22 protein-coding genes and 1 tRNA gene are annotated in these 26,192 nt (G+C 58.1%); 14 read left to right on the top strand and 9 right to left on the bottom strand.

The window, feature by feature from the left end; all coding sequences use genetic code 11:
• Positions 1-2: 2 nt before the first annotated feature.
• Entirely contained in the window at positions 3-521 is a 519-nt protein-coding gene (locus DK510_RS09265; protein ID WP_109311896.1) for an outer membrane protein, read from the bottom strand.
• A 417-nt stretch (positions 522-938) separates the two neighbouring features.
• Here DK510_RS09265 and DK510_RS09260 point away from each other — a divergent pair, with 417 nt between their 5' ends.
• Positions 939-2,483: a trimethylamine methyltransferase family protein gene (locus tag DK510_RS09260; RefSeq protein ID WP_109311826.1), complete on the top strand. Its 1,545-nt coding sequence runs from the start codon at positions 939-941 to the stop codon at positions 2,481-2,483.
• Between the two features lie 54 nt (positions 2,484-2,537).
• Here the strand turns inward: DK510_RS09260 and DK510_RS09255 are convergent, their stop codons facing one another.
• Both DK510_RS09255 and DK510_RS09250 read right to left on the bottom strand, forming a co-directional pair.
• Complete coding sequence (locus DK510_RS09255; protein ID WP_108859061.1) at positions 2,538-2,783, bottom strand: hypothetical protein; 246 nt, start codon at positions 2,781-2,783, stop codon at positions 2,538-2,540.
• A 544-nt stretch (positions 2,784-3,327) separates the two neighbouring features.
• A complete protein-coding gene (locus tag DK510_RS09250; protein ID WP_109311825.1) occupies positions 3,328-6,948 on the bottom strand; it encodes a vitamin B12-dependent ribonucleotide reductase in 3,621 nt (1,206 codons plus the stop codon).
• A 534-nt stretch (positions 6,949-7,482) separates the two neighbouring features.
• On the opposite strand from DK510_RS09250, the gene DK510_RS09245 reads away from it, so the two are divergent.
• Positions 7,483-7,917 (top strand): hypothetical protein, encoded by a 435-nt coding sequence (locus DK510_RS09245; RefSeq protein WP_109311824.1) that lies wholly within the window; start codon positions 7,483-7,485, stop codon positions 7,915-7,917.
• A 10-nt stretch (positions 7,918-7,927) separates the two neighbouring features.
• On the opposite strand, the gene DK510_RS09240 is transcribed toward DK510_RS09245, so the two are convergent.
• The 4 genes from DK510_RS09240 to pdxH all read right to left on the bottom strand — a co-directional run bounded on the left by DK510_RS09240 (position 7,928) and on the right by pdxH (position 9,777).
• Positions 7,928-8,004: transfer RNA gene (locus DK510_RS09240), tRNA-Pro, on the bottom strand.
• A gap of 43 nt (positions 8,005-8,047) precedes the next feature.
• On the bottom strand, positions 8,048-8,515 hold the full coding sequence (locus tag DK510_RS09235) for a DUF192 domain-containing protein (protein WP_108858523.1): 468 nt from the start codon (positions 8,513-8,515) through the stop codon (positions 8,048-8,050).
• Positions 8,516-8,522: 7 nt separating this feature from the next.
• Complete coding sequence (locus DK510_RS09230; protein WP_369934646.1) at positions 8,523-9,029, bottom strand: cold-shock protein; 507 nt, start codon at positions 9,027-9,029, stop codon at positions 8,523-8,525.
• A gap of 142 nt (positions 9,030-9,171) precedes the next feature.
• Positions 9,172-9,777 carry a pyridoxamine 5'-phosphate oxidase gene (gene pdxH, locus DK510_RS09225; protein WP_109311823.1) on the bottom strand — a complete coding sequence of 202 codons (606 nt, stop codon included), beginning with the start codon at positions 9,775-9,777 and terminating at the stop codon, positions 9,172-9,174.
• A 135-nt stretch (positions 9,778-9,912) separates the two neighbouring features.
• Here pdxH and fabI point away from each other — a divergent pair, with 135 nt between their 5' ends.
• The 5 genes from fabI to trpE all read left to right on the top strand — a co-directional run bounded on the left by fabI (position 9,913) and on the right by trpE (position 15,916).
• On the top strand, positions 9,913-10,719 hold the full coding sequence (gene fabI, locus DK510_RS09220) for an enoyl-ACP reductase FabI (RefSeq protein WP_109311822.1): 807 nt from the start codon (positions 9,913-9,915) through the stop codon (positions 10,717-10,719).
• A gap of 4 nt (positions 10,720-10,723) precedes the next feature.
• Positions 10,724-11,233 carry a xanthine phosphoribosyltransferase gene (gene gpt, locus DK510_RS09215; protein WP_058271741.1) on the top strand — a complete coding sequence of 170 codons (510 nt, stop codon included), beginning with the start codon at positions 10,724-10,726 and terminating at the stop codon, positions 11,231-11,233.
• Between the two features lie 57 nt (positions 11,234-11,290).
• A complete protein-coding gene (locus DK510_RS09210; protein WP_109311821.1) occupies positions 11,291-12,466 on the top strand; it encodes an aminotransferase in 1,176 nt (391 codons plus the stop codon).
• 84 nt (positions 12,467-12,550) lie between these two features.
• Entirely contained in the window at positions 12,551-14,392 is a 1,842-nt protein-coding gene (locus DK510_RS09205) for a peptidyl-prolyl cis-trans isomerase (RefSeq protein ID WP_109311820.1), read from the top strand.
• A 12-nt stretch (positions 14,393-14,404) separates the two neighbouring features.
• Positions 14,405-15,916: an anthranilate synthase component I gene (trpE, locus tag DK510_RS09200; protein WP_109311819.1), complete on the top strand. Its 1,512-nt coding sequence runs from the start codon at positions 14,405-14,407 to the stop codon at positions 15,914-15,916.
• 45 nt (positions 15,917-15,961) lie between these two features.
• Here the strand turns inward: trpE and DK510_RS09195 are convergent, their stop codons facing one another.
• Positions 15,962-17,554: a divergent polysaccharide deacetylase family protein gene (locus DK510_RS09195; RefSeq protein WP_109311818.1), complete on the bottom strand. Its 1,593-nt coding sequence runs from the start codon at positions 17,552-17,554 to the stop codon at positions 15,962-15,964.
• Positions 17,555-17,749: 195 nt separating this feature from the next.
• Between DK510_RS09195 and DK510_RS09190 the strand changes: the two genes are divergently transcribed.
• The 6 genes from DK510_RS09190 (at position 17,750) to lexA (ending at position 22,575) form a co-directional block, all read left to right on the top strand.
• Positions 17,750-18,331: an aminodeoxychorismate/anthranilate synthase component II gene (locus DK510_RS09190; protein WP_109311817.1), complete on the top strand. Its 582-nt coding sequence runs from the start codon at positions 17,750-17,752 to the stop codon at positions 18,329-18,331.
• Positions 18,328-19,347 (top strand): anthranilate phosphoribosyltransferase, encoded by a 1,020-nt coding sequence (trpD, locus tag DK510_RS09185; RefSeq protein WP_109311816.1) that lies wholly within the window; start codon positions 18,328-18,330, stop codon positions 19,345-19,347. Before DK510_RS09190 ends, trpD begins: the two co-directional genes overlap by 4 nt.
• Positions 19,344-20,156 (top strand): indole-3-glycerol phosphate synthase TrpC, encoded by an 813-nt coding sequence (gene trpC / locus DK510_RS09180; RefSeq protein WP_109311815.1) that lies wholly within the window; start codon positions 19,344-19,346, stop codon positions 20,154-20,156. Before trpD ends, trpC begins: the two co-directional genes overlap by 4 nt.
• Positions 20,156-20,629: a cyclic pyranopterin monophosphate synthase MoaC gene (gene moaC / locus DK510_RS09175; protein ID WP_109311814.1), complete on the top strand. Its 474-nt coding sequence runs from the start codon at positions 20,156-20,158 to the stop codon at positions 20,627-20,629. The genes trpC and moaC overlap by 1 nt, the downstream gene beginning before the upstream one ends.
• Entirely contained in the window at positions 20,626-21,798 is a 1,173-nt protein-coding gene (glp, locus tag DK510_RS09170; RefSeq protein ID WP_109311813.1) for a gephyrin-like molybdotransferase Glp, read from the top strand. The genes moaC and glp overlap by 4 nt, the downstream gene beginning before the upstream one ends.
• 78 nt (positions 21,799-21,876) lie before the next feature.
• Positions 21,877-22,575, top strand: a complete 699-nt coding sequence (lexA, locus tag DK510_RS09165; protein WP_109311812.1) for a transcriptional repressor LexA — start codon at positions 21,877-21,879, stop codon at positions 22,573-22,575.
• Here the strand turns inward: lexA and DK510_RS09160 are convergent.
• Positions 22,572-24,614: a ComEC/Rec2 family competence protein gene (locus tag DK510_RS09160; RefSeq protein WP_109311811.1), complete on the bottom strand. Its 2,043-nt coding sequence runs from the start codon at positions 24,612-24,614 to the stop codon at positions 22,572-22,574. The two genes, lexA and DK510_RS09160, sit on opposite strands and share 4 nt — an antisense overlap.
• A gap of 78 nt (positions 24,615-24,692) precedes the next feature.
• Between DK510_RS09160 and gltX the strand changes: the two genes are divergently transcribed.
• Positions 24,693-26,093, top strand: a complete 1,401-nt coding sequence (gltX, locus tag DK510_RS09155) for a glutamate--tRNA ligase (RefSeq protein WP_109311810.1) — start codon at positions 24,693-24,695, stop codon at positions 26,091-26,093.
• Positions 26,094-26,192: the final 99 nt, after the last annotated feature.

The raw sequence follows: 26,192 nt of genomic DNA, 5'->3' as shown, positions 1-26,192 counted from the left end.
CCTTAAAACCGGAAAGTTGTACGCAGGTTGAACACGTTGGCGTCAATATCGCCCTGACTTCGTGTGACGTCGTTAAAATCCTGACGCAAGGCCTCACCACTGATGACGAAACTGTCACCGATGGGATAGGCAATTCCGATGCCGTACACTGCAGCGGTGTCATTTTCCGGTGACGCATCCAATCGGGCCGCGCCCACGACGACATAGCCCAAGGCCGGTCCGAAATCATAACCACCGCGCAACTTAAGGCGGGTCAGACTGTCCACGCTGCCTTCACCCTGCCCCAAATCCAGAGAAAGCCGATTGTATTCCAGCTCACCGCCAAGAACGAAATTCCCGAAGTCATGGTCATAACCGACAAGCGGTCCAAAAGTCGTGTCGTTTCCGCCAGAGTTATTTGGGCCATCTACATCCGCATAGCCAAAGCTGAAGCCCGCATACGCCCCCGTCCAATCCTCTGCATATACCGGTGCATTGCCGATTGTCAGGCAGGTGGTCATGAGGGCCATCAGGGCTTTCATCAACCTCTCCAAAATTCCTTGCAGCGCGCCCACCAAACGATGGGCTTCATCACATAAAACTTGGTCTGCAATCGTTAAAAATCCATTGAGATCACGGACCACTCTTAAATAAGTGATAGAAGCTTAACAGATTTTCCCACATTCGGGAAAAAACTTTACCCCACGGCAAGAACGTGATGCCGACAAGGCACAACACTTCGTTTTTGGCCCCACAGGTCGCAAACAGGACAGATTATGCGCCTTCGTATTGAGAGAGTTTGCATCACCAATTGAGGACCCGCATGCAAAGTGACGTTTGGAAGATTCGCCTGATCAGCCGTACCATTGGTGCGGATCGCGGGCGTGCCGCGCGTGGGCGGCCAGTTGTGGTCTGAGTACACTCACCCTGAACGTACTTTTTCGACCGGACCTTAAATTATGAACGAACAAACCCGAAATTCATCGCGCAGCGGCGGTCGTGCCGCGCGCCGTGCGGCCCGTGCCACAGCGCTGCCCGAACATCTGCGCCCTATCCGCCCCGGCATGGAGAGCGGCATGCTGAAGGTGCTAACCCCGGCGCAGATCGAGCGTATCCACCAAGCCGCGCTGACCGCGCTGGAAACCATTGGTCTGGCGGACGCCCCGCAAAGCGGGATCGACTATCTTGTCGGCGCTGGCTGTATCTTGGGTGACGACGGGCGTATCCGCTTCCCCCGCGCCTTGGTCGAAGACACAATCGCCAAGGCCAATCGCTCGGTCACCTTGCATTCAAGGGATGGCAACTCTGATCTGGAACTGTCGGGCAACCGCGTCCACTTTGGTACTGCCGGCGCGGCTGTCAGCATGGTTGATGTTCACGGTCAGGAATACCGGGATTCGACACTTCAAGACCTGCACGACGCGTCTCGAATCTGTGAACAACTTGAAAACATTCACTTTGTTCAGCGCCCAATGGTGTGCCGCGACATCGCCGACAACCTCGAGATGGATTTGAACACGGTCTACGCCACCACGTCCGGAACGTTCAAACATATCGGCACGTCCTTCACCGAACCCAGCCATGTTGCCCCCGCGATCGAGATGCTGCACATGATCGCTGGTGGAGAGGATAAGTGGCGAGAACGGCCCTTTATGTCGAACTCGAACTGCTTTGTTGTTCCACCGATGAAATTCGCAACCGAAAGCTGCGAAGTCATGGAGGAATGCATCAAGGCAGGAATGCCCGTTCTGCTACTATCGGCCGGAATGGCCGGCGCCACCGCGCCTTCGACAATCGCCGGTGCTATTGCGCAGGCCACCGCCGAATGCCTGGCCGGATTGGTTTATGTAAACGCTGTAAGTCCCGGTGCACCCGCGATTTTTGGCACCTGGCCCTTTGGCCTTGATCTGCGCACAGGTGCGATGTCCATCGGGTCTGGCGAACAAGCACTCCTGACAGCGGGCTGCGCCCAAATGCACCACTTCTACGACTTGCCGGGCGGCGCGGCCGCCGGTGCATCGGATGCGAAACTGCCCGACATGCAAGCCGGGTGGGAGCAGATGTGCTCGAACGTCATGGCCGGGCTTTCGGGTTTGAACATGGTGTATGAGTCCGCAGGCATGCATGCCTCGCTGCTGGGATTCTGCCATGAAAGCCTGATCCTCAGCGATGATTTAATCGGGCAAGCACAACGCTGTGTACGCGGCATCGAAGTGACGGACGAAACGCTGGCACTGAATCAGATGGCCGAAGTCTGTATCGGCGGACCCGGTCACTATCTGGGAACCGATGCAACGCTGAGCCGAATGCAGGCGGACTATGTCTACCCGACTTTTGGCGACCGGTCGTCTCCGAAGGAATGGGTTGAAATTGGCAAGCCCGATTTGATCGAAAAGGCGGTGAAGCGGAAGGAAGAGATTCTCTCGACGCCGTCTCCGGCCAGATTCGATCCGCTTTTGGATGCCGAACTGCGCGGCAGGTTTAACATTTATTTGCCGGCGTAACCCATTGAAATATGGCGGCCCGCGGGGGTACGGGCCGCCGATGCCTTCGCAGGATTAACCGTTGCTGGGCGGTAGCAACCCTGCTTCCTGCGCGATGGCAATTTCATCTGCGTCCAGCGACCCGTCGCCGTTGGCGTCCATCGCCGAGAAACCATCGGCGTCAACCTCGGGCAGAACGGCCTGAACTTCTTCTATGGTCAGAACCCCATCGCCGTTGGTGTCCGCCGAGGACTGCGCGGCAGCCATCGCCGGCAGGCCCAATACGAATGCGGAAATGATTGCCAGGTTTTGCGGTTTCATTGTGATGCCTCCTAAGTGGTATTTGTGTGTGTTTTCGTCCGGACAGGCACCACAGACACCAAACCGATGAACCCCGTCACCCCAACCCGGCATCACGCCCTGTTTCGCGCCATTCTTCGCGTGTTTGTCCGAGTCGCGTCTGCAATCAACCGCTGGGCGAAATGTACAATCCACGTTTCGGCGGTTCTTGCCCGATGCGCCTGTGCCGTTCCGGCAAGGCCCTGCCTAAATCACCGACTCGGGGGGCAAAAAGAAAGGGGGCCGAAGCCCCCTGTCAGTTTCGCCATCCAGGCTCCATTCGTTGACCGCCCGGTGTTTTGTTTGCCTGCGGCCTGGACGTCGCATGGAACGAGCGCACCCGTCCCGTGAGAGAGTGGGAAAGAGCAAATATTCCGCCCCACCCTGTTCCCGGTCGACACGGGCATGTCGACCGAGTGGACCTAGGCGTATTTGGTAAGTCTCAACGCCTTGCTCCGTGTTCGTCGGGATCGGACATCCGAGGGGAAACCCTGATCCCTACACCCCGCCTGACGGGGCGTTTTCCTTAGCTACACCCGCTGGTTGCCCCGCAGGTGTTGCACTTCATGCAGGTGCCATTGCGCACCAGCGTGTAATTTCCGCATTCGCCGCAAGGATCGCCCTCGTACCCCTGCATCTTGGCCTTGGTCCGTGCGTCCATGCCCGTGGCAACGGCAGTTTCCGCAACCGGAGCTTCGAATTGCGCGGCCGGTTCTGCCATGCTGTTCACTTCCGGTTGGCCGCCGTTGAACACCACCAGATCCTGCGGCAGACGTTTGCGCAGATAACCGGTCGAGCTGATTTGTTTCAACACTTCCAAGGACTTGGACGCGGCGCTGTCGCTGATTTCAGATACGTTGGACAGACCATCTTCCTCGCCGCGGCCCAGATCATCAAATGTGGCACCTTCGGGTTTCACATGGGCCAGATCGGTGCGGTCCAGATAGGACACGGCAAGTTCGCGGAAGATGTAATCCAGGATCGACGTCGCGTTCTTGATCGAGTCGTTGCCCTGCACCATTCCCGCTGGTTCAAACTTGGTGAAGGTAAAGGCGTCGACGAATTCTTCCAGCGGAACACCGTATTGCAGGCCAACCGACACTGCGATGGCAAAGTTGTTCATCATCGCCCGGAAGCCAGCGCCTTCCTTGTGCATGTCGATGAAGATTTCGCCCAGTTTGCCGTCTTCGAACTCACCTGTCCGCAGATAGACCTTGTGGCCACCGACGATCGCTTTCTGGGTGTAACCCTTGCGGCGATGCGGCAGTTTCTCACGATGGCTGCGGATGATTTCCTTGACGACGACCTTCTCAATGACCTTTTCGGCGAGAACGACGGCCTTTTCATGGGCCGTGCCGCTCTCCAGCACCTCTGCCGCCTCGTCATCGTCCTCGACCAGTGCGGCTGCCAGCGGCTGCGACAGTTTAGAACCGTCACGGTATAGCGCATTGGCCTTCACACCGAGCGACCAGCTGAGCTCATAAGCCTTCTGGCAATCCTCGATGGTCGCGTCATTCGGCATGTTGATCGTTTTGCTGATCGCACCCGAGATGAAGCTTTGCGCCGCAGCCATCATAGTGATGTGGCTATCAACCCCAAGGAAACGCTTGCCTTTCTTGCCGCACGGGTTGGCGCAGTCGAAGATCGAGTAATGTTCTTCCTTCAGATGCGGCGCGCCTTCCAGCGTCATGGTTCCGCAGACATGGTCGTTGGCCGCGTCGATATCCGCCTTGGTAAAGCCCAGATGGCGCAGCAGATCGAAGGTCGGGTCATTCAGTTTGGTCGCCGGGATGCCCAGAACGCCGGTGCAGAAATCCTCGCCCAGTGTCCACTGGTTGAAGACGAACCGGATATCAAAGGCGCTTTCCAGCGCGGCATCCACCTTGGCCAGCTCATTTGGGCCAAACCCGTGACCCGTCAGCGAGGTGTGGTTAATCCCCGGCGCGTTGCCGATGGTGCCGTGACCAACCGCGTAACCCACGATCTCTTCAATCTGAGACGAGGAATAGCCCTGCTTCTCCAGCGCTGACGGCACCGAGCGGTTGATGATCTTGAAGTAACCGCCACCCGCGAGCTTTTTGAACTTCACTAGGGCAAAGTCCGGCTCGATCCCGGTCGTGTCGCAATCCATCACCAGACCAATTGTGCCGGTGGGCGCGATCACCGTGGCTTGCGCGTTGCGATAGCCGTTCTTTTCGCCAAGGCTCAGCGCCTCGTCCCAAGCCGACATCGCCAGATCGACCAGACGCTTGTCCGGGCAGTTGCCATGGTCCAGAGGCACCGGCTTCACGGCCAGTTTCTCATACCCATCGGTCACACCTTGCGAGGCACGGCGGTGGTTGCGGATAACGCGCAGCATGTTGTCTGCGTTGCGCTCATAGCCCTTGAAGGGTCCAAGCTCTCCGGCAATCTCGGCCGAGGTGGCATAGGCCACGCCGGTCATGATCGCGGTCAGCGCGCCACAGATCGCCCGACCCTCATCCGAGTCGTAGCTGTAACCCATGTTCATCAGCAGACCGCCGATGTTGGCATAGCCCAGACCCAAGGTGCGGAAATCATAGGACAGTTGCGCGATTTCCTTGGATGGGAACTGCGCCATCGTGACTGAGATTTCCAGCGTCAGGGTCCACAGGCGCGAGGCGTGCATGTAGTCTTCCGCCTGGAACTCACCATCCTTGAGGAAGGTCAGCAGGTTCATCGACGCCAGGTTACAAGCTGTGTCATCAAGGAACATGTATTCCGAGCACGGGTTCGAACCGCGAATCTCACCATCTTTGGGGCATGTGTGCCATTCATTGACGGTGTCGTGGAACTGAATACCAGGATCGGCACAAGCCCATGCGGCGTGGCCGACTTTTTCCCAAAGGTCGCGTGCCTTGACTGTCTTGGCAACTTTGCCATCGGTGCGGTTGATCAGTTCCCAATCGGCATCTTTCTCAACTGCGGTCAGAAATGCATTGGTCACACGGATCGAGTTGTTCGAGTTCTGACCCGAGACCGAGCTATAGGCTTCCGAATCCCAGTCCGTATCGTAAGTCGGGAATTCAATGCTGTCGTGACCCTGCTTGGCATAGTCCAGAACGCGCTTGATGTAAGTTTCTGGGATCGCGACCTTTTTGGCATCGCGAACCGCGTCCTTCAGGGCGTCATTCTTCTTGGGATCATACGCGTCGTCTTGCGCGCCGTCCCATGTGCGGATGGCCTCGAAAATGCCGTTCAGCATCTTCTCGTGCATCTTCGATCCGGCTACGATCGAGGCCACCTTCTGCTCTTCGATCACCTTCCACTCGATGAATTTCTCGATGTCAGGGTGATCAGCATCGACGATTACCATCTTTGCTGCTCGACGGGTTGTTCCGCCTGATTTGATCGCGCCAGCGGCGCGGTCGCCGATCTTGAGAAAGCCCATAAGGCCCGAGGACTTGCCGCCACCCGACAGCGCCTCGCCTTCTGCGCGCAAGTGGCTGAAGTTGGTCCCGGTGCCCGAGCCGTATTTGAACAGGCGCGCCTCGCGCACCCACAGATCCATGATGCCGCCTTCGTTCACCAGATCATCATCGACAGACTGGATGAAGCACGCGTGCGGCTGCGGATGTTCATACGCGGATTTCGATTTGGTCAGCTTGCCGGTCTTGTAGTCGACGTAGTGGTGACCTTGCGCGGGGCCGTCGATTCCATATGCCCAGTGCAGACCCGTGTTGAACCACTGTGGGCTGTTCGGCGCGGCGCGCTGGGTCGCCAGCATATAGCGCATCTCATCAAAGTAGGCGCGCGCATCCACTTCCGTCGAGAAGTAACCACCCTTCCAGCCCCAATAGGCCCAGGCGCCCGCCAGGCGGTCAAAAACCTGCTTTGAAGACGTCTCACCATCGAACTCCGCGTCATCGGCCGGGACCGAGCGCCACAGAAATTCGGGGACGTCTTTCTCTTTTACTTTCTTAAGCTTAGTCGGCACGCCCGCCTTACGGAAATACTTCTGCGCGATGACGTCGCTGGCAACTTGGCTCCACCGCGTGGGCACTTCGATGTTGTCTAGGCGAAAAACGATGGTGCCATCGGGGTTTCGGATCTCAGACGTCGCTGAGACAAAGTCCAGTTCCGCATAAGCGTCCTGCCCCGGTTTCGTAAATTTCCTGTCAATCTTCATGTCCGCACGCCCTAGATTCAATCAACTTGTCTTTCAGCGTCAGGTCCTCAGACGCGGACCGATCGCCATGCCGTATAAAATTGGGCGCAATAGACCAGCCGCTGCATTCTGCAGCGCAAAACCGATCAAACGGTTGCACGTTACTATGATGTGCTTTCCGACCCTTGCCCTGTGCCCTATTCTGGTTTTGATACCAGATTTTGTGGCAACCCTTCCGGCCCATACAACTTGGCGTATCGACCCATAGATCGTCAACGCCATTTTTAAGTCATTTTTGATATCTTTTGTGTTGACCCATTTCTGACAACTTGCATCCGGACACCCTGTTCTGATTCCTCCACAGGTTCATCCACCGGGTACACGCAGCGATTTCAAAAACCCGCAGGTTAATTAACTGTGTTTCCCGGCACAGTTATCGGAATTTGATAATCTAACGCTAAGATGTCTAAGTTGGATGAGAATCACGAAGCGGTCATTTTGATCCGCGGCGCTGGGTAAACAGCCAGGCGCGATCACACAAAGGGGAGCGGACAGATGTCGTTGTTACGTTTACTTCCGATTCTGGCCCTGATCGTGGCCTGCACACCACAAGATGTGCGCCCTCCGGCACGCAGCGCCCAGTTCGATGATTTCCCCAAAAGGCTGTTCGACACGTTCGAGATAAGCTGCGACGGCCCGGGTGAACGCTTTGAAAGTACCGGGAATCGGGTTTTCGAATGCACCGAGCTTCTACCTCCGGACATGACCGCTTTTCTGATTCTCAACTATGACGGTTACCCTCAGGATCTGCCCAAAAGCGTGATGCGGCTGACAACGACCAAGAACAACTCGGGCTACCGTGTCGATGCTGAGCTGTATTTCAACGTCCCACGCAAAAGCGGCCCGTCGGTCAAAGTACCAGTGGAAAGCGAAACGCTGGATAAGGCGCTTGGCGCGCTTTACCAAGCGTTGGGTGGATCACCAACATAAGTGAAAGAAGTGGTCGGGGCGGCAGGATTCGAACCTACGACCCCCTGTACCCAAAACAGGTGCGCTACCAGACTGCGCCACGCCCCGAACCGTGCGCCTTCCTAACCATGCCAATCTGATTTGAAAAGCCCTAACAGGACCAAATTGCAGGACCTTGCGAAAAAATTTCGTGCCGCATGACGGTTCCGGGCTTAATCGAGTAGCGCGCGGCCAGTCCGGCGTTGATTTCGAGAACCGCAAAGACGGAATCGCCACCCTCGATTGGCGTCAGATCACCGGGAATCGCACCTTGGTGGACATGCGTTACCGTACCGGCCCGATCGAGGAAAATGATGTCCAGGGGAATCAGCGTGTTCTTCATCCAGAACACCACGGGCTGCGGCGGGTCAAAAACGAACAGCATGCCCGAACGGTTTGGCAGCGACTCGCGGAACATCAAACCGCGCGACCGATCCTGCGGGCTAATCGCCAATTCGATATTGAATCGGATCTGAGCCGAGTCGTTCTTGATGTCGATCTGATCAGGCTTACAGGCAGCCCAGGTCATCCCGGACCAAAGCAACAAAACCGCTAAAAGACCCGGAAAAAACTTAGGCATGAAACACTCAGTCGTCCAAAGCAGCTTCCCAGGCCAGTACCTGAGCCGCCATACGTCCACGCTTGCCACTGATGACACGCATCGCGAGGGCCTCGCCCGGCTGCAGGTCCGACAGACCAGAGCGGCGCAGAACTTCGATATGCAGGAACACATCTTCACCACGGCCAAAAACATTGGCGAACCCAAAGCCTTTGCCTTTGTCGAACCATTTGACTCGCGCGGCCTCTAGCGGGGCAGCGGCGATCTCAACCGGATCAAGCTCGGCAAAATCAGCCAGCATCATCGTGTCCGTCCGCGCGGGCGGATCGACACTGATGACCTCAACCGCCTGAACACCACGGTCCGTGCGATGGGTCATGATTTCTATGCCCGCACCATCTGCGACCGAACTTTGGCCGAAGTTGCGCAACACATTGACGTGCAACAAAATATCCGGACCGCCCTCATCAGACACAACAAATCCGAAACCCTTTGCAGGGTCGAACCATTTCACGTGTCCACGGACGCGGTACATGTTGTTCAGATCTTCTGGCACGGCGTTCCCATCGCGAAAATTGTCATTTCGTTAAGGGTCCGATGTGTATGGGAATGGCTCGCAAATTCAAGCTGAAAAAACCCTTTGTTTTCGGCTTCTTGCATTTCACGATACGCGAACGTCATGGATTTAACCTCTGTATCTGCCAGTCGGAACCCACTTGATCCCGCTGCCATCGGAACCTGTCGTGCAACCGAAAGGCCCCATCGGCCCAGAATTCGATTTCGGTTGGCACCAGCCGATAGCCGCCCCAGAACGGCGGGCGTGGCGGGTTCGGGCCCAACTTGGCCGTCACCTTGGCCACCTCGGCCATCAGAACCGAGCGACTGCTGAGAGGCTGAGACTGCTTGGACGCCCAGGCCCCCAATCGACTTTTTAGCGAGCGGGACGCATAATACTCATCCGCCTGCGGCCCGCTTTCTCTGGTTATTGTACCACGAACTCGGATTTGCCGCCGCAGAGATTTCCAATGCATCACAAAAGCAGCTTTTCCGGCGCCGTCCAACTCGGCCGCCTTGGCACTTTCGTAGTTGGTGTAGAACACAAAAGCTGCCGGTTCGATCTCTTTCAGAAGAACCATTCGCACATTCGGCATACCGTCCGAATCGACGGTCGCCAAAGCAATAGCGTCCGGATCGTTCGGTTCGTTCTCTTTGGCCTCAGCCAGCCACCGCCCCGCTATTTCAAACGGATCGGTGCCGGCAAATATGCCGCTACGTTCGCTCATTCCCATCCCCTGGAAACTAATAAAGCCCACCCTAGGGCGAGAACCCGCCACGGGCAAGAGCGCGCGGCCTTGATGCAGCGCACCCAATGGCATAAACCATCCCAACATAACGCGAAGACAGGCGGAGAACCAAACATGTCAAATCAGTTGATGGCCGGCAAACGCGGCCTCATCATGGGACTGGCCAATGATAAATCAATCGCATGGGGAATAGCCCGTGCCTTGTCCGACTCCGGAGCAGAGCTGGCTTTTTCATATCAAGGCGACGCACTTAAGAAACGCGTTGATCCACTGGCCGCACAGCTTGGCAGCGAAATTGTTCTGCCCTGCGATGTAAGTGACGAAGAATCGATTGATACGCTGTTCACATCTCTGGAAGAGAAATGGGGCGAGCTGGACTTTGTTGTTCACGCCATCGGTTTTTCGGACAAGAACGAACTTCGGGGCCGTTACGTCGACACGTCGCGCGCGAACTTCAAACTGACAATGGACGTGTCGGTCTATTCCTTTACCGCCGTGATGCAACGGGCCGAAAAGATGATATCCGAAGGCGGCAGCGCAGTCACCCTGACCTATTATGGCGCGGAACAGGTGATGCCCCATTATAACGTGATGGGTGTTGCCAAAGCTGCGCTGGAAGCATCGGTCAAGTATTTGGCCGAGGATCTGGGCAAGGACGGTATCCGCGTGAATTCGATCTCGGCCGGTCCGATTAAGACGCTGGCCGCCAGCGGCATCGGCGACTTCCGCTATATTATGAAATGGAACGAGTATAACTCGCCCCTGCGTCGCAACGTGACCATCGACGATGTCGGCAAATCAGCTCTGTATCTGCTGTCTGACCTCAGCAGCGGTGTAACAGGAGAAAACCTGCACGTGGATTCGGGTTATCACATTGTCGGCATGAAAGCCGTCGACGCACCTGACGTCGAAAAGGGTTAATGACATGAGCGCCAAGGATCGCCTGCCCCACGAAAAAGGGTTTCACATCAGCTGGGATCAAATTCACCGTGATTCCCGCGCCTTGGCCTGGCGTTTGGACGGGCAAGGCCCGGATGACGGCGCATGGCGCGCAGTTGTGGCCATCACCCGTGGTGGTATGGCACCTGCGATGATCGTCAGCCGCGAGCTGGACATTCGCACCGTCGACACAGTCAGCGTGCGCTCGTACCACCATCAGGACCAAGGCGAAGCCGAGGTGTTGAAAGCCCCCGATGCCCAGCTGATGCGCGACGGCGAAGGTATTCTGATCATCGACGATCTGGTCGACAGCGGCAAAACGCTGGAGCTGGTGCGCGCAATGTACCCCAAGGCGCATTTCGCGACAGTTTACGCCAAGCCCAAGGGTCGTCCGATGGTGGACACGTTCATCACCGAGGTCAGCCAGGACACCTGGATCTTTTTCCCTTGGGATATGGCCCTGCAATATGTCGAGCCCTACCGCGGGACCGACTAAAAGAACCCTCTCAACCCACAAGGAGTGAGGCAAAGCCTTACAAAGGACAGGCCCGTCATGACCCAGTCCCGCACCACCGCGACTTTTGCCCCTCCGGTCATGGAGGCGCGGCGCTGGTTGGAGGGGGTGGAGTTTCCTGATGACCGTCCCCTGATCAACGTCAGCCAAGCGGCCCCGGTCGATCCACCGCCCCTGGCGTTGCGCGAAGCGATTGCCAGCTTTGCCGTGACCGAAGACAGCGCCCATCTTTACGGGCCGGTTCTGGGCAATCCTGCCCTGCGAGCTGAACTCGCCCTTCAGATCGGGTCGCACTATGACGCGCAGGTGTCCAACGATCAGGTGGCAATCACCTCGGGTTGCAATCAGGCATTTGCTGCTACGATCACAGCAATCACCGATCAGGATGACGAGGTCATCGTTCCGACGCCCTGGTACTTTAATCACAAGATGTGGCTAGACATGGCTGGCGTCCGAACCGTGGATCTGCCAACCGATGACGCTCTGCTGCCCGATCCGGACGCAGCCCGTGCTCTGATCACCGACAAAACACGCGCCATCGTTCTTGTGACCCCGAACAATCCCGGCGGAGTGGAATACTCTGCCCCTTTGGTGCGCGCATTCTTTGATCTTGCCCAGGAGGTCGGCATCCGGCTGATCGTGGACGAAACATATCGGGATTTCGACAGCAGCAGCGGCCCACCGCATGACCTGTTCGCCCAGCCTGACTGGGATCAAACCCTGATCCACCTCTATTCCTTTTCCAAAGCATACAGGCTGACCGGCCACCGTGTCGGCGCGATTGCGACCGGCACTGACCTGCTATCCGAGATTGAAAAGTTTTTGGACACGGTCGCCATCTGCCCAAGCCAGATTGGCCAGCACGCAGCCCTTTGGGGAATGCAGAACCTGTCGCAATGGCTGGCAGGTGAACGGGATGAGATCCTCGACCGCCGCGCCGCAATTGCCGAGCTGTTGCCAAGCCTGACGGACAAGGGTTGGCGGCTGCTGGGTCTGGGCGCTTATTTCGCCTATTTCGAACACCCTTTCGATATCCCATCGGACGAACTGGCCCAACGACTGGTCCCCGAGGCCGGCATCCTGCTGCTGCCCGGCACAATGTTCATGCCCGAAAATGATTCGGCCGGAAAACGTCAGGTTCGTATCGCATTTGCCAATCTGGACCGCGCCGGATTGGGGCAATTGTTCGAACGGCTGGCTGCTCTGTCCTTCTGAGCTTGCTCCCCGACGGTGCGCGTCGTATTCAGGGCCGCAACCGACGGGGCAGTTACCTGCCGACAAAAGCACGAAGAGGGCACAATGGCCGCAGGCGTAAAAAAGTTATCAAAGACCTTTGTCTGGATTCTCATGGGCCTTTTGATGCTCGGACTTGCAGGGTTTGGCGCAACCAGCCTCTCTGGCACCGTGCGTTCGGTGGCCCAGGTCGGGAACGAGGATATCTCGGTTGATGACTATGTCCGCGAGCTGCAGCGCGAGATCCGCGCGGTTGAACAACAGACAGGCCAGCCTTTGCAAATGTCGCAGGCCATGGAGTTTGGTCTGGATCGTCTTGCCTTGTCGCGCCTGACGGCGTTGGCAGCGCTGGACAATGAGGTCGGTTTGTTGGGTATCTCGATCGGTGATGAGAACCTGCAGGAAGAAATTGTTGCGATTCCGGCTTTTCAGGGCGTCAACGGCACATTTGACCGCGACGCGTATCAGTTCCAACTGGAACAGGTCGGCATGTCAGACACCGAGTTCGAATCGGACCTGCGCAAGGAAACATCCCGCACAATCGTGCAGAGTGCCGTGGTTAGCGGTGTGAAGATGCCCGAAACCCTCACGCAGGTGTTGACCGACTACGTTGGTGCCCGCCGCAGCTTTACCGTTGCAACTTTGGCGCCTGACGCCCTGCCCGCACCTGTTGCCGCCCCGACCGACGAGCAGGTCCAAACGTTTTATGATGAGAACACCGAGCTGTTCACCCTGCCTCGCACCAAAAAGCTGACTTATGCGATCCTGTCACCCGAAATGCTGCTCGACGACGTGGAAGTCGACGAGGATTCGGTAAAGCGTTTGTACGAACAGCGCGCGGCTGAATTCCAACAGCCCGAGCGTCGCCTAGTTGAACGCCTGACCTTTCCGGATCAAGAAGCGGCACAAACGGCCATGGCTCAGCTAGAGGTCGGCGGTGCAACCTTCGAACAACTGGTTCGGGATCGCCAGCTTGAGCTCAGCGATATCGATCTTGGCGACGTCACCCGCGAGGATCTGGGCGAAGCCGCCGATGGTGTCTTTGCTGCCGATCTGGACGCTGTCGTCGGCCCGCTGCCTTCCACCTTCGGACCGGCGCTGTTCCGCATCAATGGCTCGCTTGCCGAAAACAACACGTCGTTTGAAGATGCCGCCCCTGCCCTGCGCGAGGAATTGGCAGCCGATCGCGCCCGCCGCCAGATTGAGGCGCAGGCCGAGGATATCAATGACCTGCTGGCCGGTGGCGCGACTTTGGAAGAACTGACCTCCGAGACCGAAATGGAGCTGGGTCAAATCGACTGGACCGCGCAAACCGGTGAAGGCGTCGCCGCCTATGACGGGTTCCGCAGCGCAGCCGAAGCCGTGCAGGATGGCGACTTTCCCGAGGTCGCGTTTCTTGAAGATGGCTCGATCTTTGCCTTGCGTCTGAATGAGGTTCTTGAACCCCGGCCGGAACCGATTGATTCTGCGCGTGACCGCGTTGTTGCCGCCTGGACCCAGGCCGAAACCAACAAGGCGTTGGAAGAACAGGCAAATGCTGTTCTGGAGCAGGTGCAGACCGCTGGTGACTTTACGGCTACCGGATTGCCGTTCCGCGTCGAAAACGCCCTGACCCGCACGGCCTTTTTGGAAGATGTACCTGCAGACTTCATGACTCAGGTCTTTGAAATGGAGCAAGGTGTCCTGCGCGTCATTCCCGGTGCCGGAACCGCGTTTATCGTGCGTCTGGATGAACTGTTGCCACCTGCCGAAACAGATGAGCTGCGTCAGGTCCAAGCGGCCCTTACCGCGCAGCTGGATCAGGCTTTGGCACAGAACATCTTTGATGCGTTTGTCCGCGATGCACAGGTCCGTGCCCGTCCCGTCGTAGATCAGCAGGCCCTGAATGCTGTTCAGGCGAGCTATTAAAAGAGGCTGAATATGGCGCTGACCCCCGACTTTGACAGCTTCGCCCGCGCCTATGAGGCAGGCGAGAATCAGGTTGTATACACACGCTTAGCCGCTGATCTGGACACGCCGGTATCCTTGATTCTCAAGCTGACAGGCGCGCAGAAAGACGCGTTCATGTTGGAATCGGTTACCGGTGGTGAGGTTCGTGGCCGCTATTCGATCATCGGGATGAAGCCGGACCTGATCTGGCGGTGCCAAGGCGAGACGTCCGCGCTGAACCGTTCGGCCCGGTTCGACCCTGACGCGTTCTCGCCCGAAACGGGCAACCCGATGGATAACCTGCGGGCGCTGCTGGCGGAAAGTAAGATCGACCTGCCGGACGACCTACCCCAAGCCGCAGCCGGGCTGTTTGGCTATCTCGGCTATGACATGGTGCGGCTGGTGGAATACCTGCCTGATGTGAACCCTGATCCGCTCGGCCTGCCTGATGCCATCATGCTCAGACCCTCGGTCATTGCTGTGCTGGACGGCGTCAAGGGCGAGGTCACGGTTGTGTCGCCCGCATGGGTCAGCGAAGGGCAATCGGCCAAGGCTGCTTATGCACAGGCCGCAGAACGTGTTATGGACGCAGTACGCGATCTGGAACGCGCCATGCCCGCCGAAACTCGCGATCTTGGCGATGCGTCCGAGGTCGCGGCACCGGTGTCGAATTTCACCAAATCCGGGTATTTGGAAGCGGTCGAAAAGGCCAAGGAATACATCCGCGCGGGCGACATCTTTCAGGTTGTTCCGGCACAGCGCTGGACTCAGGACTTTCCGCAACCTCCTTTCGCGCTCTATCGTTCGCTTCGGCGCACGAACCCGTCGCCCTTCATGTTCTATTTCAACTTTGGCGGCTTTCAGGTCGTGGGGGCCAGCCCCGAGATTCTGGTGCGCGTCTTTGGCGATGAGATCACGATCCGTCCGATCGCCGGCACGCGCCCACGCGGCGCGACCCCCGAAGAGGATAAAGCCAACGAAATCGACCTGCTGGCCGACAAGAAAGAGTTGGCAGAACATCTGATGCTTCTGGATCTGGGTCGCAACGACACCGGTCGGGTCGCAAAGATCGGCACTGTGCGCCCTACCGAAGAATTCATCATCGAACGCTACAGCCACGTGATGCATATCGTGTCGAATGTGGTCGGTGAATTAGCCGAAGACAAAGACGCGCTGGATGCCTTCTTTGCCGGAATGCCTGCGGGCACCGTTTCAGGCGCGCCAAAGGTTCGTGCAATGGAGATCATCGACGAGCTCGAGCCCGAAAAGCGCGGCGTTTATGGCGGTGGTGTGGGGTATTTCAGCGCGGGCGGCGACATGGATATGTGTATCGCCCTGCGTACGGCCATCGTGAAAGACCAGAAGCTTTATATTCAGGCAGGCGGAGGCGTGGTCTATGACAGCGACCCCGAGGCAGAATTCATGGAAACCGTCCACAAATCGAACGCCATTCGGCGCGCTGCTGCGGACGCGGCCCGGTTTACCGGCTCTGGCAACTCTTAAAGAATAGCGGCTGACCTCATGGTCAGCCGTTTTTCATTATCAGCCTTACTGAGCTTCTTGCGTCATGACCGCTGAAATCGGGGCCATGGCCACGCGGCCACCGCGATCTTCCAGCCCCCATAGCAACAGGGCCGAGATCGTGTCCGGGCGCAGCCGCCCCAACATGACGACAGTTCCCTGCTGACCAGCCCGGAACGCCGCCTGATCCAAAAAACGTCGCATGATCGTGGGGTCCTGGCGGGCACTGTCGATGTCGCGAAAGATGACCCCGGAAGGGATGCCACTTCGAGCGGCCAGTTTCTGGACAGTGTTCAGGCCATTATCCTGGGTGATAAGCCCGCGCCCGGTATCACCGGCAATTGCGGCCACCTGATCGGCCAATTTGCGATTACCCTGAATGCCGGTTCCCACGCCTTCCAGAATACCAACGGTTTCCGGCAGAGTGTCCAGCCACACAGCCATCGAAACCTCAGCATCTTGTGCGCTGGCCGCCTTGGGCAGGTCGGCAAGGGCCAGAACCTCGAAACCCGCTGCGCGATGGCGGGCCATTTTTTCGGCCGCATCGGGGTCAGACGGGCTGACGGCAAAGCTCAGTGGGTATGGGAAATCCTTCAACGCCTCGGCTCCAAAGGCCCCTTCATCATCAATCAAAATGATCGACATAAGCGGTTTGGATTCGGGGTTTTCGAACTTGGCGGCATAGGCATCAATTGGCTTACCGGGCAGAAGTACCGCGGGTTGCTCGTCCGCTGAAACCGGCGCGTCATCGCGTTCAGTCAACGGGACGACTCGTTTGCCAACGGTCAGACCGTCGGCATCCGTTTCTTCACCGCCGATCTGTGGGACCGCTGCGATCCGGGGCAGCTTTTTAAGCTGTGGGTCTTCTTCCCCTTCTACGGCAATCGGGTTTTCCTCAAGCGGATCGACCTCGGGCTCCAGGGGTTCGATTGCCGTGGGTTCAGGCTGCGGCTCGGGTTCCGGTTGAACCGCTGCGACCTCGGGCTCGGGCTGAGGTTCTGGTTCAATTTCCGTTTCGGTGACTTCCGGCAACGGCTCTGCGATTTCAGGCTGGGTCTCTTTCACCTCGGGCTGCACCTGTTCCACTTCCGGCTCGGGCAGTATTTCCAGGACTTCGGGCGCGGGCTGCGGCTCAACCTCGGCAATGGTCTCTTCTTGCTTGGGTGCAACCGGCGGTTCCGGCGCGGTTTCCGAGATGATCGGCTCACCTTCGGTGCTGGGCAATGGCTGCAATTGCGCAGGTGGCTGCGGCACAACCGGAGCCTCGTTTGATGTGGTTACCTCAACCGTTTCAGGTATTTCGACCCCTTCGACCTGTGTGACCGCCTCGCTGATCGTCGGCTCAGAGTCTGGCACAGTCTCTACGTCCGCCAGCCCGGCAAGATTGTCCGTTTGATCCCCGGACGCATCGGATGTCACCGGCGCCGCGGTTACCAGATCGGCATCTGCCGCCGTCTCAGCCGCTTCGGTGCTGACTTCAGGGGTCGCAGCCGGTGCCGGCTCGGGGGCCTCGGCGTTTACAACCGGTTTCCGGGTCAAAGGGGTATTCAGGGATAGTACCACACCAAGCAGACCAACAACGACCGCCCCTGCGATCATCCCGCCTAAAAATCCGCCCATCTTAACTGCCTCTCGCCTTCATCCTGCTTCGATCGCCTCAACGCCGTTTACCGCGCCTTTGGCCTGCGATTGCGCCCTGAACAGGATGTCCTCTTGACGCTGCCCCGCAAGCCTGAGCATGTATGTCCCGACATTATACCGTGGCCAGGGGCTGTATCGCCAGTCCGAAATGCCCAAGCCGAGACAAGTGCCCAAATGCTGCTGCTGATCGACAACTACGACTCGTTTACCTACAATCTGGTACACTATTTAGGCGAACTTGGCGCCGAAATGGTCATTCGGCGGAATGACGCCCTGGATGTACAAGAAGCCATGGCGATGAACCCGGCAGGAATCCTTCTCAGCCCTGGCCCGTGCGATCCTGATCAGGCCGGAATTTGCCTTGCGCTGACAGAAGCAGCAGCCGAAACAAAGACACCGCTTCTGGGGGTCTGTCTTGGTCATCAGACGATTGGGCAGGTGTTTGGCGGCAACGTTGTCCGCTGCCACGAGATTGTCCACGGCAAGATGGGTATGATGCACCACACCGGTAAAGGCGTGTTCGCTGGCCTGCCCACCCCGTTCGAGGCGACCCGCTATCATTCGCTTATCGTGGATCGGGACACATTGCCAGATAGCCTTGAGATCACAGCAGAACTGGAAGACGGCACCATCATGGGCCTGCAACACAAAGCATTGCCCATTCACGGCGTCCAGTTCCACCCGGAATCAATCGCCTCCGAGCATGGCCACGCTCTGCTCAAGAATTTCCTGTCCGAGATGAAAGTTCCTGCATGAGCGACGCTCTGAAGCCACTGATCGGAGCCGCTGCCGATCGACCCTTAACGCGTGCGGAGGCTGAACAAGCATTTAGCATCCTGTTTGATGGCGAAGCCACGCCCAGCCAGATTGGCGGCCTGCTGATGGCGATGCGTACACGCGGTGAAACAGTAGACGAATATGCAGCCGCTGCCGCCGTGATGCGCGCAAAGTGCAATGCGGTCAATGCACCGGCAGGTGCGATGGATATCGTTGGCACTGGCGGCGACGGCAAAGGCACCCTGAACATTTCAACCGCCACGGCGTTTGTTGTGGCTGGGGCTGGTGTCACTGTCGCCAAACACGGCAATCGAAACCTGAGTTCCAAATCAGGTGCCGCGGACGCCTTGGGACAGCTGGGCATCAACGTTATGGTTGGCCCGCAAACCGTTGAAAAGGCTCTGCAAGAAGTCGGCATCGGCTTTATGATGGCACCCATGCACCATCCTGCGATTGCGCATGTCATGCCCAGCCGGCAAGAGCTTGGGACGCGTACGATTTTCAACATTCTTGGCCCGTTGACCAACCCCGCTGGTGTTCGGCGTCAACTGACCGGTGCGTTCAGTCGCGACCTGATCCGCCCAATGGCGGAAACGTTGGGACTGCTGGGCGCTGAACACGCCTGGTTAGTGCACGGATCAGATGGCACGGATGAGTTGACGATCACCGGCGTAAGCTGGGTCGCCGCGCTGGAAGATGGCGTTGTGAAAGAGGTCGAGCTGCATCCTGAAGACGCAGGGCTGCCGGTCCACCCGTTCGAGGATATCATCGGCGGAACGCCCGAAGAAAACGCCGTCGCATTCCGCGCCTTGTTGGACGGCGCGCCATCGGCCTACCGCGACGCTGTACTGTTGAATTCCGCCGCGGCCCTTGTGGTTGCTGGCTCTGCTTATGACTTGAAAGACGGTGCTGCCAAGGCGCGGGAAAGCATCGACAGCGGAAAAGCTAAAGACAAAATCGCGGCCCTGGCCCGAATTACGCAGGAGGCCGCATGACCGAGACGGTTCTGGACAAGATCAAAGCCTACAAACTTGAAGAAGTTGCAGCAGACAAAGCGCAGAAGTCGCTGGAAACGCTGGAAAATGAGGCGCGCAGCGCGCCCGAAATCCGCGGCTTTGCAGACGCGCTACGCGCAGCGGCGCGTCGGGGGTACGGCCTGATTGCCGAAGTCAAGAAAGCCAGCCCGTCCAAGGGTCTGATCCGCCCGGATTTCGACCCGCCTGCTCTGGCCAAAGCCTATGAGGAAGGCGGCGCTGCGTGTTTATCGGTGCTGACCGACATGCCGAGTTTTCAGGGTGCAAAAGAGTACCTGACCGAAGCCCGGGCTGCCACCGAGCTTCCGGCGCTGCGCAAGGATTTTATGTACGACCCCTATCAAGTGGTCGAGGCGCGTGCTTTGGGTGCGGATTGCATCCTGATTATCATGGCATCGGTAGAAGACGCCCAAGCCGCCGAACTGGAACAAACTGCATTCGACTGGGGTATGGATGTCCTGATCGAAGTTCACGACCAGGAAGAACTGGAACGTGCAGCAGAGCTGAAAAGCTCACTGATTGGGATAAACAACCGCAATCTCAAGACCTTCGAGACATCTCTTGACACCACACGACATCTGTCCAAGCTTGTACCTGCGGGCCGGACGATCGTCTGCGAAAGTGGTCTGAGCACGCCTGAAGATCTGGCCGATATCGCACGCTACGGCGCGCGCAGCTTCCTGATCGGTGAGAGCCTGATGCGTCAGGACGACGTGGCAGCTGCCACCCGCCACCTTCTGGCAAGCCCTCTGATCCCCGGAGTCATGTGATGCCCTTGACCCATTTTGATGCTCAGGGACAGGCCCATATGGTCGATGTCTCGGAAAAGGAAGTCACCGACCGCGTCGCCGTGGCGGCTGGCCACATCAAAATGGCGCAGGACACCTTTGATCTGATTTCCGAAGGCCGCGCTAAGAAAGGTGATGTTCTGGGCGTGGCACGCCTTGCAGGCATTATGGGCGCGAAGAAAACGCCTGATCTGATCCCTTTATGTCACCCGCTCCCGGTCACCAAGGTAGCTGTCGAACTGACGCTGGATCCCGACTTGCCCGGTGTGCAGGTCCAGGCCACGGTCAAAACATCAGGCCAGACCGGAGTCGAGATGGAGGCGCTGACAGCCGTGTCCACGGCTGCGCTAACGGTCTATGACATGACCAAGGCCGTGGATAAGGCGATGGAAATCGGCGGCATTCACGTATTGCTAAAAGATGGCGGTAAATCAGGACGTTACGAAGCAAAATGATCACCGTCGAAGAGGCCCGCGCGCTGTTGTTTGAACTGGTCTCGCCCCTTCCAGCCGAGACCGTTGCTTTGTCCGACGCCGCAGGTCGTGATCTGGCTCAGGATATCGAGGCCACCCGTGACCAGCCGCCTTTTGAGGCATCCTCGATGGACGGTTACGCGCTGAAAGCGACCGAGGTCGAGCTGCACGCGATGTTCAAGGTCATCGGCGAGTCGGCGGCTGGCAATCGCTACCCTGGTCGCGTCGGGCCCGGACAGGCAGTGCGTATCTTCACCGGCGCCCCGGTCCCCGCAGGTGCTGATTTCGTTGTCATACAAGAAGATACCGAACGTCGCGGCGACCTGATCACAATCTCGGACCTGCCCGGCCCAAAAACGAATATCAGACCTGCGGGCGTCGATTTCAAAGCAGGCACAAAAATCCCGGCCCCACGTCAGTTGCGCGCCGAGGACATCGCGCTGATGGCGGCGATGAACGTTGCGACCGTACCAGTGACTCGAAAACCTGTCGTCGCTCTGATCTCCACCGGTGATGAGCTGGTGATGCCGGGTGAAACCCCCGGCCCCGATCAGATCATCGCATCCAATACGTTTGGCTTGAAAGCACTGCTGGAAGACGCTGGCGCGCAGGTCCGCATCCTTCCGGTCGCGCGCGATACGGTCTCATCGCTTGAAACTGCCTTCGGACTGGCCGAAGGAGCAGATCTGGTGGTGACCATCGGCGGCGCATCGGTTGGAGACCACGATCTGGTGTCAGATGTCTCAACCGGGCTGGGAATGGAGCAATCTTTCTACAAGATCCGAATGCGCCCCGGCAAACCACTGATGGCGGGTCGATTGGGACAAACGGCAATGGTCGGCTTGCCCGGAAATCCTGTCAGTGCAATGGTTTGCGGCTATCTCTTTCTGTTACCGATGGTACGCCGGATGTTGGGTGTCGAACAGGTTCTGCCCCCATTGCGATCCGCAAGGCTTGCTGAACCGCTCGGCGAAAACGGTCCGCGTGAGCATTACATGCGGGCTATGCTGGATGAAACCGGCATTCGCGCATGTTCCGATCAGGACAGTTCACTGCTCAGTGTTTTGGCGCAGGCAAACGCTCTGTTGGTGCGGACTCCGCATGACCCCGCCCGACCTGCCGGGGATGAGGTTCAATACCTGCCGATCTAAATCCCGCTCAAATTCGTTGACACAAAACGTGAACATGCGTAGAACAAAAGAAAACGCATGACCGATGAGGTGTGAGCAATGTTGACCAAGAAGCAGTTGGATTTGTTGGAATTCATTCACAAACGCGTTCAGGCGGACGGTGTTCCGCCCAGTTTTGATGAAATGAAGGCCGCGCTGGACCTCAGGTCCAAATCTGGCATCCACAGATTGATTACGGCACTAGAGGAACGTGGGTTCATTCGGCGTCTGGCGCACCGTGCGCGGGCCATTGAAATCGTCAAACTGCCGGAAAGCCTGGGTGGAGAACCCACAGTGGCCTTCAAGCCACGTGTGATCGACGGCGACAAACCGTCCGGCCCCCGCCCCGCGAATTTTGAGCCGGTGACTGTGGATGCGATGGAATTGCCAGTGATGGGCCGCATCGCCGCCGGTGTTCCAATCGAAGCGATCAGCCACGTCTCGCACCGCGTCGCGGTACCCGGAACAATGGTTTCCGGAAAAGGAGAGCACTACGCGCTGGAAGTGCGTGGCGACTCGATGATCGACGCGGGTATCAACGATGGCGACGTGGTGGTAATCCGGGAAACCTCGGTTGCCGACAACGGCGATATCGTTGTTGCTCTTGTCGAAGATCAGGAAGCCACCTTGAAGCGGTTCTTCCGCCGCGGGCAGGCGATTGCGCTTGAGGCCGCGAACCCCGCCTATGAAACCCGCGTTCTGCCGGAAGATAAGGTCAAGGTGCAGGGTCGTCTGGTTGGACTGATCCGCAGCTACTAAAACTGCTTGGTATCCCGGTTCCCGGATGTGTTCGGGGACCAGAGCCTGTCGCCCATCACCTCTTTAGACGTTGTGATCTTGCCGCCCGACAGGGACAGGCTTCCCGTTTCCAGCAGCCGTTTCGGATCAAAGACTTCACAGCCACCGGACAGTTGCAGCGCCACGGCAGAAATCACGATCTGATCGGCATTGCAGGCACTGATCCCGCGCGCCGCGCGTTTGCCTGTAACGTGCAACACCTCTTTGCCCTGCCAGTCATACCGTTGAATGGTGCCGGAATCATGCGGCCAACGGCTGGCCGCATGCAGCTGATCTGCCCCGTCCCCATCATTTTCCAGCCAGACGGTTGCGACAAACCCGCTTCCCTTTTTCTTACTCAAGGCGCGTCCTTGTTCGGTCATCACGCCAACAAGACCACCACTATCCGCAACCAGTATTTCAGGGCGATTTCCCTGCCCCCATAATATCAACGCCACGGCCATTGGTGCCACCCCAACCCATTTGGCCCGTCCTTGCCACAGCGCAAGCCACAGGCCGCCAAGCGCAATTAGCGGCAGGACAGGGTGCGGCGGGCTGACAACATATCCTTGCGCGCCGTCAAATCCCGATACCCATTGCGAAACCGCAAGAATCCACTCTAAACCCAGCCCCATCACCGCCAGCGGCACCATCTCAAGACCGAATGGCGACAGCAGTGCTGCCACCACGGCCGAGGGGACGACAACCATGCCCATGACCGGCACCGAAAGCATGTTGGCCAGAAGGCCATAGTGAGACAATGTGTTGAAATGCGCCGCACCAATTGGCGCGGTTGCAAATCCCGCGATAGTCGAGGACATCAGCAGGCCCGCAACAGGTTTCAGCCACTTTGGCCCCGGCATCGGTCCAATGTCACGCAACGCTCCGAACACCGCCACAAGCGCTGTCGTTGCGGCAACAGACATTTGAAACCCCGGGCTAAGCAAGGATTCGGGGCGCAGACTGAGTACGATAAGTGCGGCGACCGCAACGGCCCGTAGGGAAATCGCGCGTCTGTCGATCAGTATGGCCATCAACATGACACTCGCCATGACAAAGGCGCGTTCCGTGGCGACATTCCCCCCAGACAGTAACAAGTAAATCGTGGCCGCGAACATCGCGCAGACAGCCGCCAGCTTGCGCACAGGCAATCTGAGAGCCAGCGCAGGAATGGTTGAAAACAAAAGCCTGCACATCAAGTAGACGAACCCGGTCAGCAAGCCCATGTGCAGGCCCGAAATCGCCAACAGATGCGCCAGGTTGGATGCGCGCAGTGACTTTAGCGTTTCTTGCCCCATACCGCTGCGATCACCCGTTGTGACGGCGGCCGCAAACCCGCCAATCTCACCCGGCAGGATCGTGCGGACATGGTTGGAAATCGCCATTCGCCATGCTGTAATGCGGATGCCTTCGGGCTGCGGGGGCGCAGCGATCAGCACCGGAACTCGGGTGTATCCCACGGCCCCCAGTCGTTGAAACCACGCGTGTCGCCGAAAATCGAACCCTCCCGGTTCCACCGGGCCTTGTGGGGGCGACAAATGGGCAGTGGTCATGATCCTTTGGCCGGGCGCTAGTGAGCGTGCGTCGCCGTGCAAGGAAAGCCGGACGCGCTGCGGCCGCCGGTCACCGGGCACATCCCCTATACGCACCCGATCCAGCGTAATCCGCAGCGCATCCGACGCAGAGCGGTCCATGGCTACAACCCGCCCCTCGACCGGGCCGTAATAACGCCAGGACAGGACCGGCTCTGCCACCGTGTGGGCGCGCCCGCCCGCCAGGATAAACCCGGCAGCGATCAGCGCCCCCCCTGTTGTCAACGCAGCCCAGCCAGACGGAAGCCAGCGCACCAAGCCTAAGCAAATCGCGATCACGGCAACGAGGCCTGCATAGACCATCCACCCCGGTTCAAACCGCAGGCTGAAATACAGACCAATACCGACTGCCAGACACACCGGAGACCACTGAAACAAATACCCTGTCTGGTTCAGTAATGCGGTCTCGACCCGTGCCAGAACACGCATGGTTGCCCCCGTCCTTCCGGCTCGTTAGACAGGCGCCAATCTATGCCCGACACGGTTACCAAAAGGTTAATCCACACAATGTCCGATCAGGTCGTCACTCGTTTCGCCCCGTCCCCAACCGGTTTCCTGCATATCGGCGGGGCCCGTACGGCGCTGTTCAATTGGCTTTATGCCCGCGGCCGCGGCGGCAAGTTCCTGTTGCGGATCGAAGACACCGACCGTGAACGTTCGACCCCCGAAGCAACGGCTGCAATCCTGCAAGGGATGGAGTGGCTGGGTCTTGATCACGACGGCGATGTAATTAGTCAATTCGAGGGTGCCGAACGTCACGCCGAGGTGGCGCATCAGTTGCTGGCTGAAGGCAAGGCGTACAAGTGCTTTTCAACGCAGGAAGAGGTCTCGGCCTTCCGCGAACAAGCGCGGGCCGAGGGGAAATCGACCCTGTTCCGCAGCCCTTGGCGCGATGCAGACGCGTCCTCCCATCCAGACGCTCCGTTTGCGATCCGCATCAAGGCGCCTCAGGACGGCACGACGGTAATCCGCGATCAGGTTCAGGGTGACGTGGCCATTCGCAACGATCAGTTGGACGACATGATCCTGCTGCGGTCTGATGGGACGCCGGTCTATATGCTGGCGGTCGTGGTAGATGACCACGACATGGGTGTGACCCATGTGATCCGTGGCGACGACCACCTGAACAACGCCGCGCGGCAGATGATGATTTATGAGGCTATGGGCTGGGACGTACCTGTCTGGGCGCATATCCCCCTGATCCACGGGCCGGATGGTAAAAAGCTGTCCAAACGCCACGGTGCTTTGGGCGCGCAGGAATATCAGGCCATGGGCTATCCAGCCGCAGGTATGCGCAACTATTTGGCGCGTCTGGGTTGGAGCCACGGTGATGATGAATTCTTTACGGACGCACAGGCCAAAGAGTGGTTCGATCTTGACGGAATCGGCAAAAGCCCTGCCCGTTTCGACCTGAAAAAACTGGAAAACCTGTGCGGGCAGCATATCGCCATCGCGGATGATGCTGCGTTGCGGCAAGAGATCGAAGCCTATCTGGCAGCGGCAAATTTACCTAACCTCACGGAAACACAATCCGGTGATCTGGAACGTGCGATGTATTGCCTCAAGGATCGCGCGCGGATGTTCCCGGAACTTCTTGAAAAAGCTCACTTTGTGTTGACATCTCGGCCAATTGACCCCGATGAAAAGGCTGCAAAAGCGCTGACCTCAGTATCCGATGGTATACTGAGTGAATTGACGCCGCACGTGCAAAATGCTAGCTGGACGCGAAACGAACTGGAGCAAACCCTAAATTCGTTTGCAGAAGCGAAAGAGGTTAAGTTCGGCAAACTGGCGGGCCCGTTGCGGGCCGTGTTGGCAGGTCGGGCAGTGACGCCTTCAGTTTTTGACATGATGCTTGTGCTGGGGAAGGAAGAAACCCTGGCCCGGCTTTCTGACGCAGCGACGTAAACCCAATCTTCATATTTGGGTAACGCTGCTCCGCTAACACCCGGACTGCGCGCCCGCGCGCAGCCGTTGCCCGCAAGGTCGGACAGCGATTCGACATGC

The organism is Ruegeria sp. AU67 (genome assembly GCF_900312795.1).
Lineage (GTDB): Bacteria > Pseudomonadota > Alphaproteobacteria > Rhodobacterales > Rhodobacteraceae > Ruegeria > Ruegeria atlantica.
Note: the sequence above shows the minus strand (reverse complement) of the source record. Positions and strands in the feature narration are given on the sequence as shown.

What these genes read in the sequence shown, in the direction of transcription:
- DK510_RS09265 (WP_109311896.1), bottom strand. Translation starts at nt 521, where the DNA reads ATGAAAGCCCTGATGGCCCTCATGACCACCTGCCTGACAATCGGCAAT.
- DK510_RS09260 (WP_109311826.1), top strand. Translation starts at nt 939, where the DNA reads ATGAACGAACAAACCCGAAATTCATCGCGCAGCGGCGGTCGTGCCGCG.
- DK510_RS09255 (WP_108859061.1), bottom strand. Translation starts at nt 2,783, where the DNA reads ATGAAACCGCAAAACCTGGCAATCATTTCCGCATTCGTATTGGGCCTG.
- DK510_RS09250 (WP_109311825.1), bottom strand. Translation starts at nt 6,948, where the DNA reads ATGAAGATTGACAGGAAATTTACGAAACCGGGGCAGGACGCTTATGCG.
- DK510_RS09245 (WP_109311824.1), top strand. Translation starts at nt 7,483, where the DNA reads ATGTCGTTGTTACGTTTACTTCCGATTCTGGCCCTGATCGTGGCCTGC.
- DK510_RS09235 (WP_108858523.1), bottom strand. Translation starts at nt 8,515, where the DNA reads ATGCCTAAGTTTTTTCCGGGTCTTTTAGCGGTTTTGTTGCTTTGGTCC.
- DK510_RS09230 (WP_369934646.1), bottom strand. Translation starts at nt 9,029, where the DNA reads ATGTACCGCGTCCGTGGACACGTGAAATGGTTCGACCCTGCAAAGGGT.
- pdxH (WP_109311823.1), bottom strand. Translation starts at nt 9,777, where the DNA reads ATGAGCGAACGTAGCGGCATATTTGCCGGCACCGATCCGTTTGAAATA.
- fabI (WP_109311822.1), top strand. Translation starts at nt 9,913, where the DNA reads ATGTCAAATCAGTTGATGGCCGGCAAACGCGGCCTCATCATGGGACTG.
- gpt (WP_058271741.1), top strand. Translation starts at nt 10,724, where the DNA reads ATGAGCGCCAAGGATCGCCTGCCCCACGAAAAAGGGTTTCACATCAGC.
- DK510_RS09210 (WP_109311821.1), top strand. Translation starts at nt 11,291, where the DNA reads ATGACCCAGTCCCGCACCACCGCGACTTTTGCCCCTCCGGTCATGGAG.
- DK510_RS09205 (WP_109311820.1), top strand. Translation starts at nt 12,551, where the DNA reads ATGGCCGCAGGCGTAAAAAAGTTATCAAAGACCTTTGTCTGGATTCTC.
- trpE (WP_109311819.1), top strand. Translation starts at nt 14,405, where the DNA reads ATGGCGCTGACCCCCGACTTTGACAGCTTCGCCCGCGCCTATGAGGCA.
- DK510_RS09195 (WP_109311818.1), bottom strand. Translation starts at nt 17,554, where the DNA reads ATGGGCGGATTTTTAGGCGGGATGATCGCAGGGGCGGTCGTTGTTGGT.
- DK510_RS09190 (WP_109311817.1), top strand. Translation starts at nt 17,750, where the DNA reads ATGCTGCTGCTGATCGACAACTACGACTCGTTTACCTACAATCTGGTA.
- trpD (WP_109311816.1), top strand. Translation starts at nt 18,328, where the DNA reads ATGAGCGACGCTCTGAAGCCACTGATCGGAGCCGCTGCCGATCGACCC.
- trpC (WP_109311815.1), top strand. Translation starts at nt 19,344, where the DNA reads ATGACCGAGACGGTTCTGGACAAGATCAAAGCCTACAAACTTGAAGAA.
- moaC (WP_109311814.1), top strand. Translation starts at nt 20,156, where the DNA reads ATGCCCTTGACCCATTTTGATGCTCAGGGACAGGCCCATATGGTCGAT.
- glp (WP_109311813.1), top strand. Translation starts at nt 20,626, where the DNA reads ATGATCACCGTCGAAGAGGCCCGCGCGCTGTTGTTTGAACTGGTCTCG.
- lexA (WP_109311812.1), top strand. Translation starts at nt 21,877, where the DNA reads ATGTTGACCAAGAAGCAGTTGGATTTGTTGGAATTCATTCACAAACGC.
- DK510_RS09160 (WP_109311811.1), bottom strand. Translation starts at nt 24,614, where the DNA reads ATGCGTGTTCTGGCACGGGTCGAGACCGCATTACTGAACCAGACAGGG.
- gltX (WP_109311810.1), top strand. Translation starts at nt 24,693, where the DNA reads ATGTCCGATCAGGTCGTCACTCGTTTCGCCCCGTCCCCAACCGGTTTC.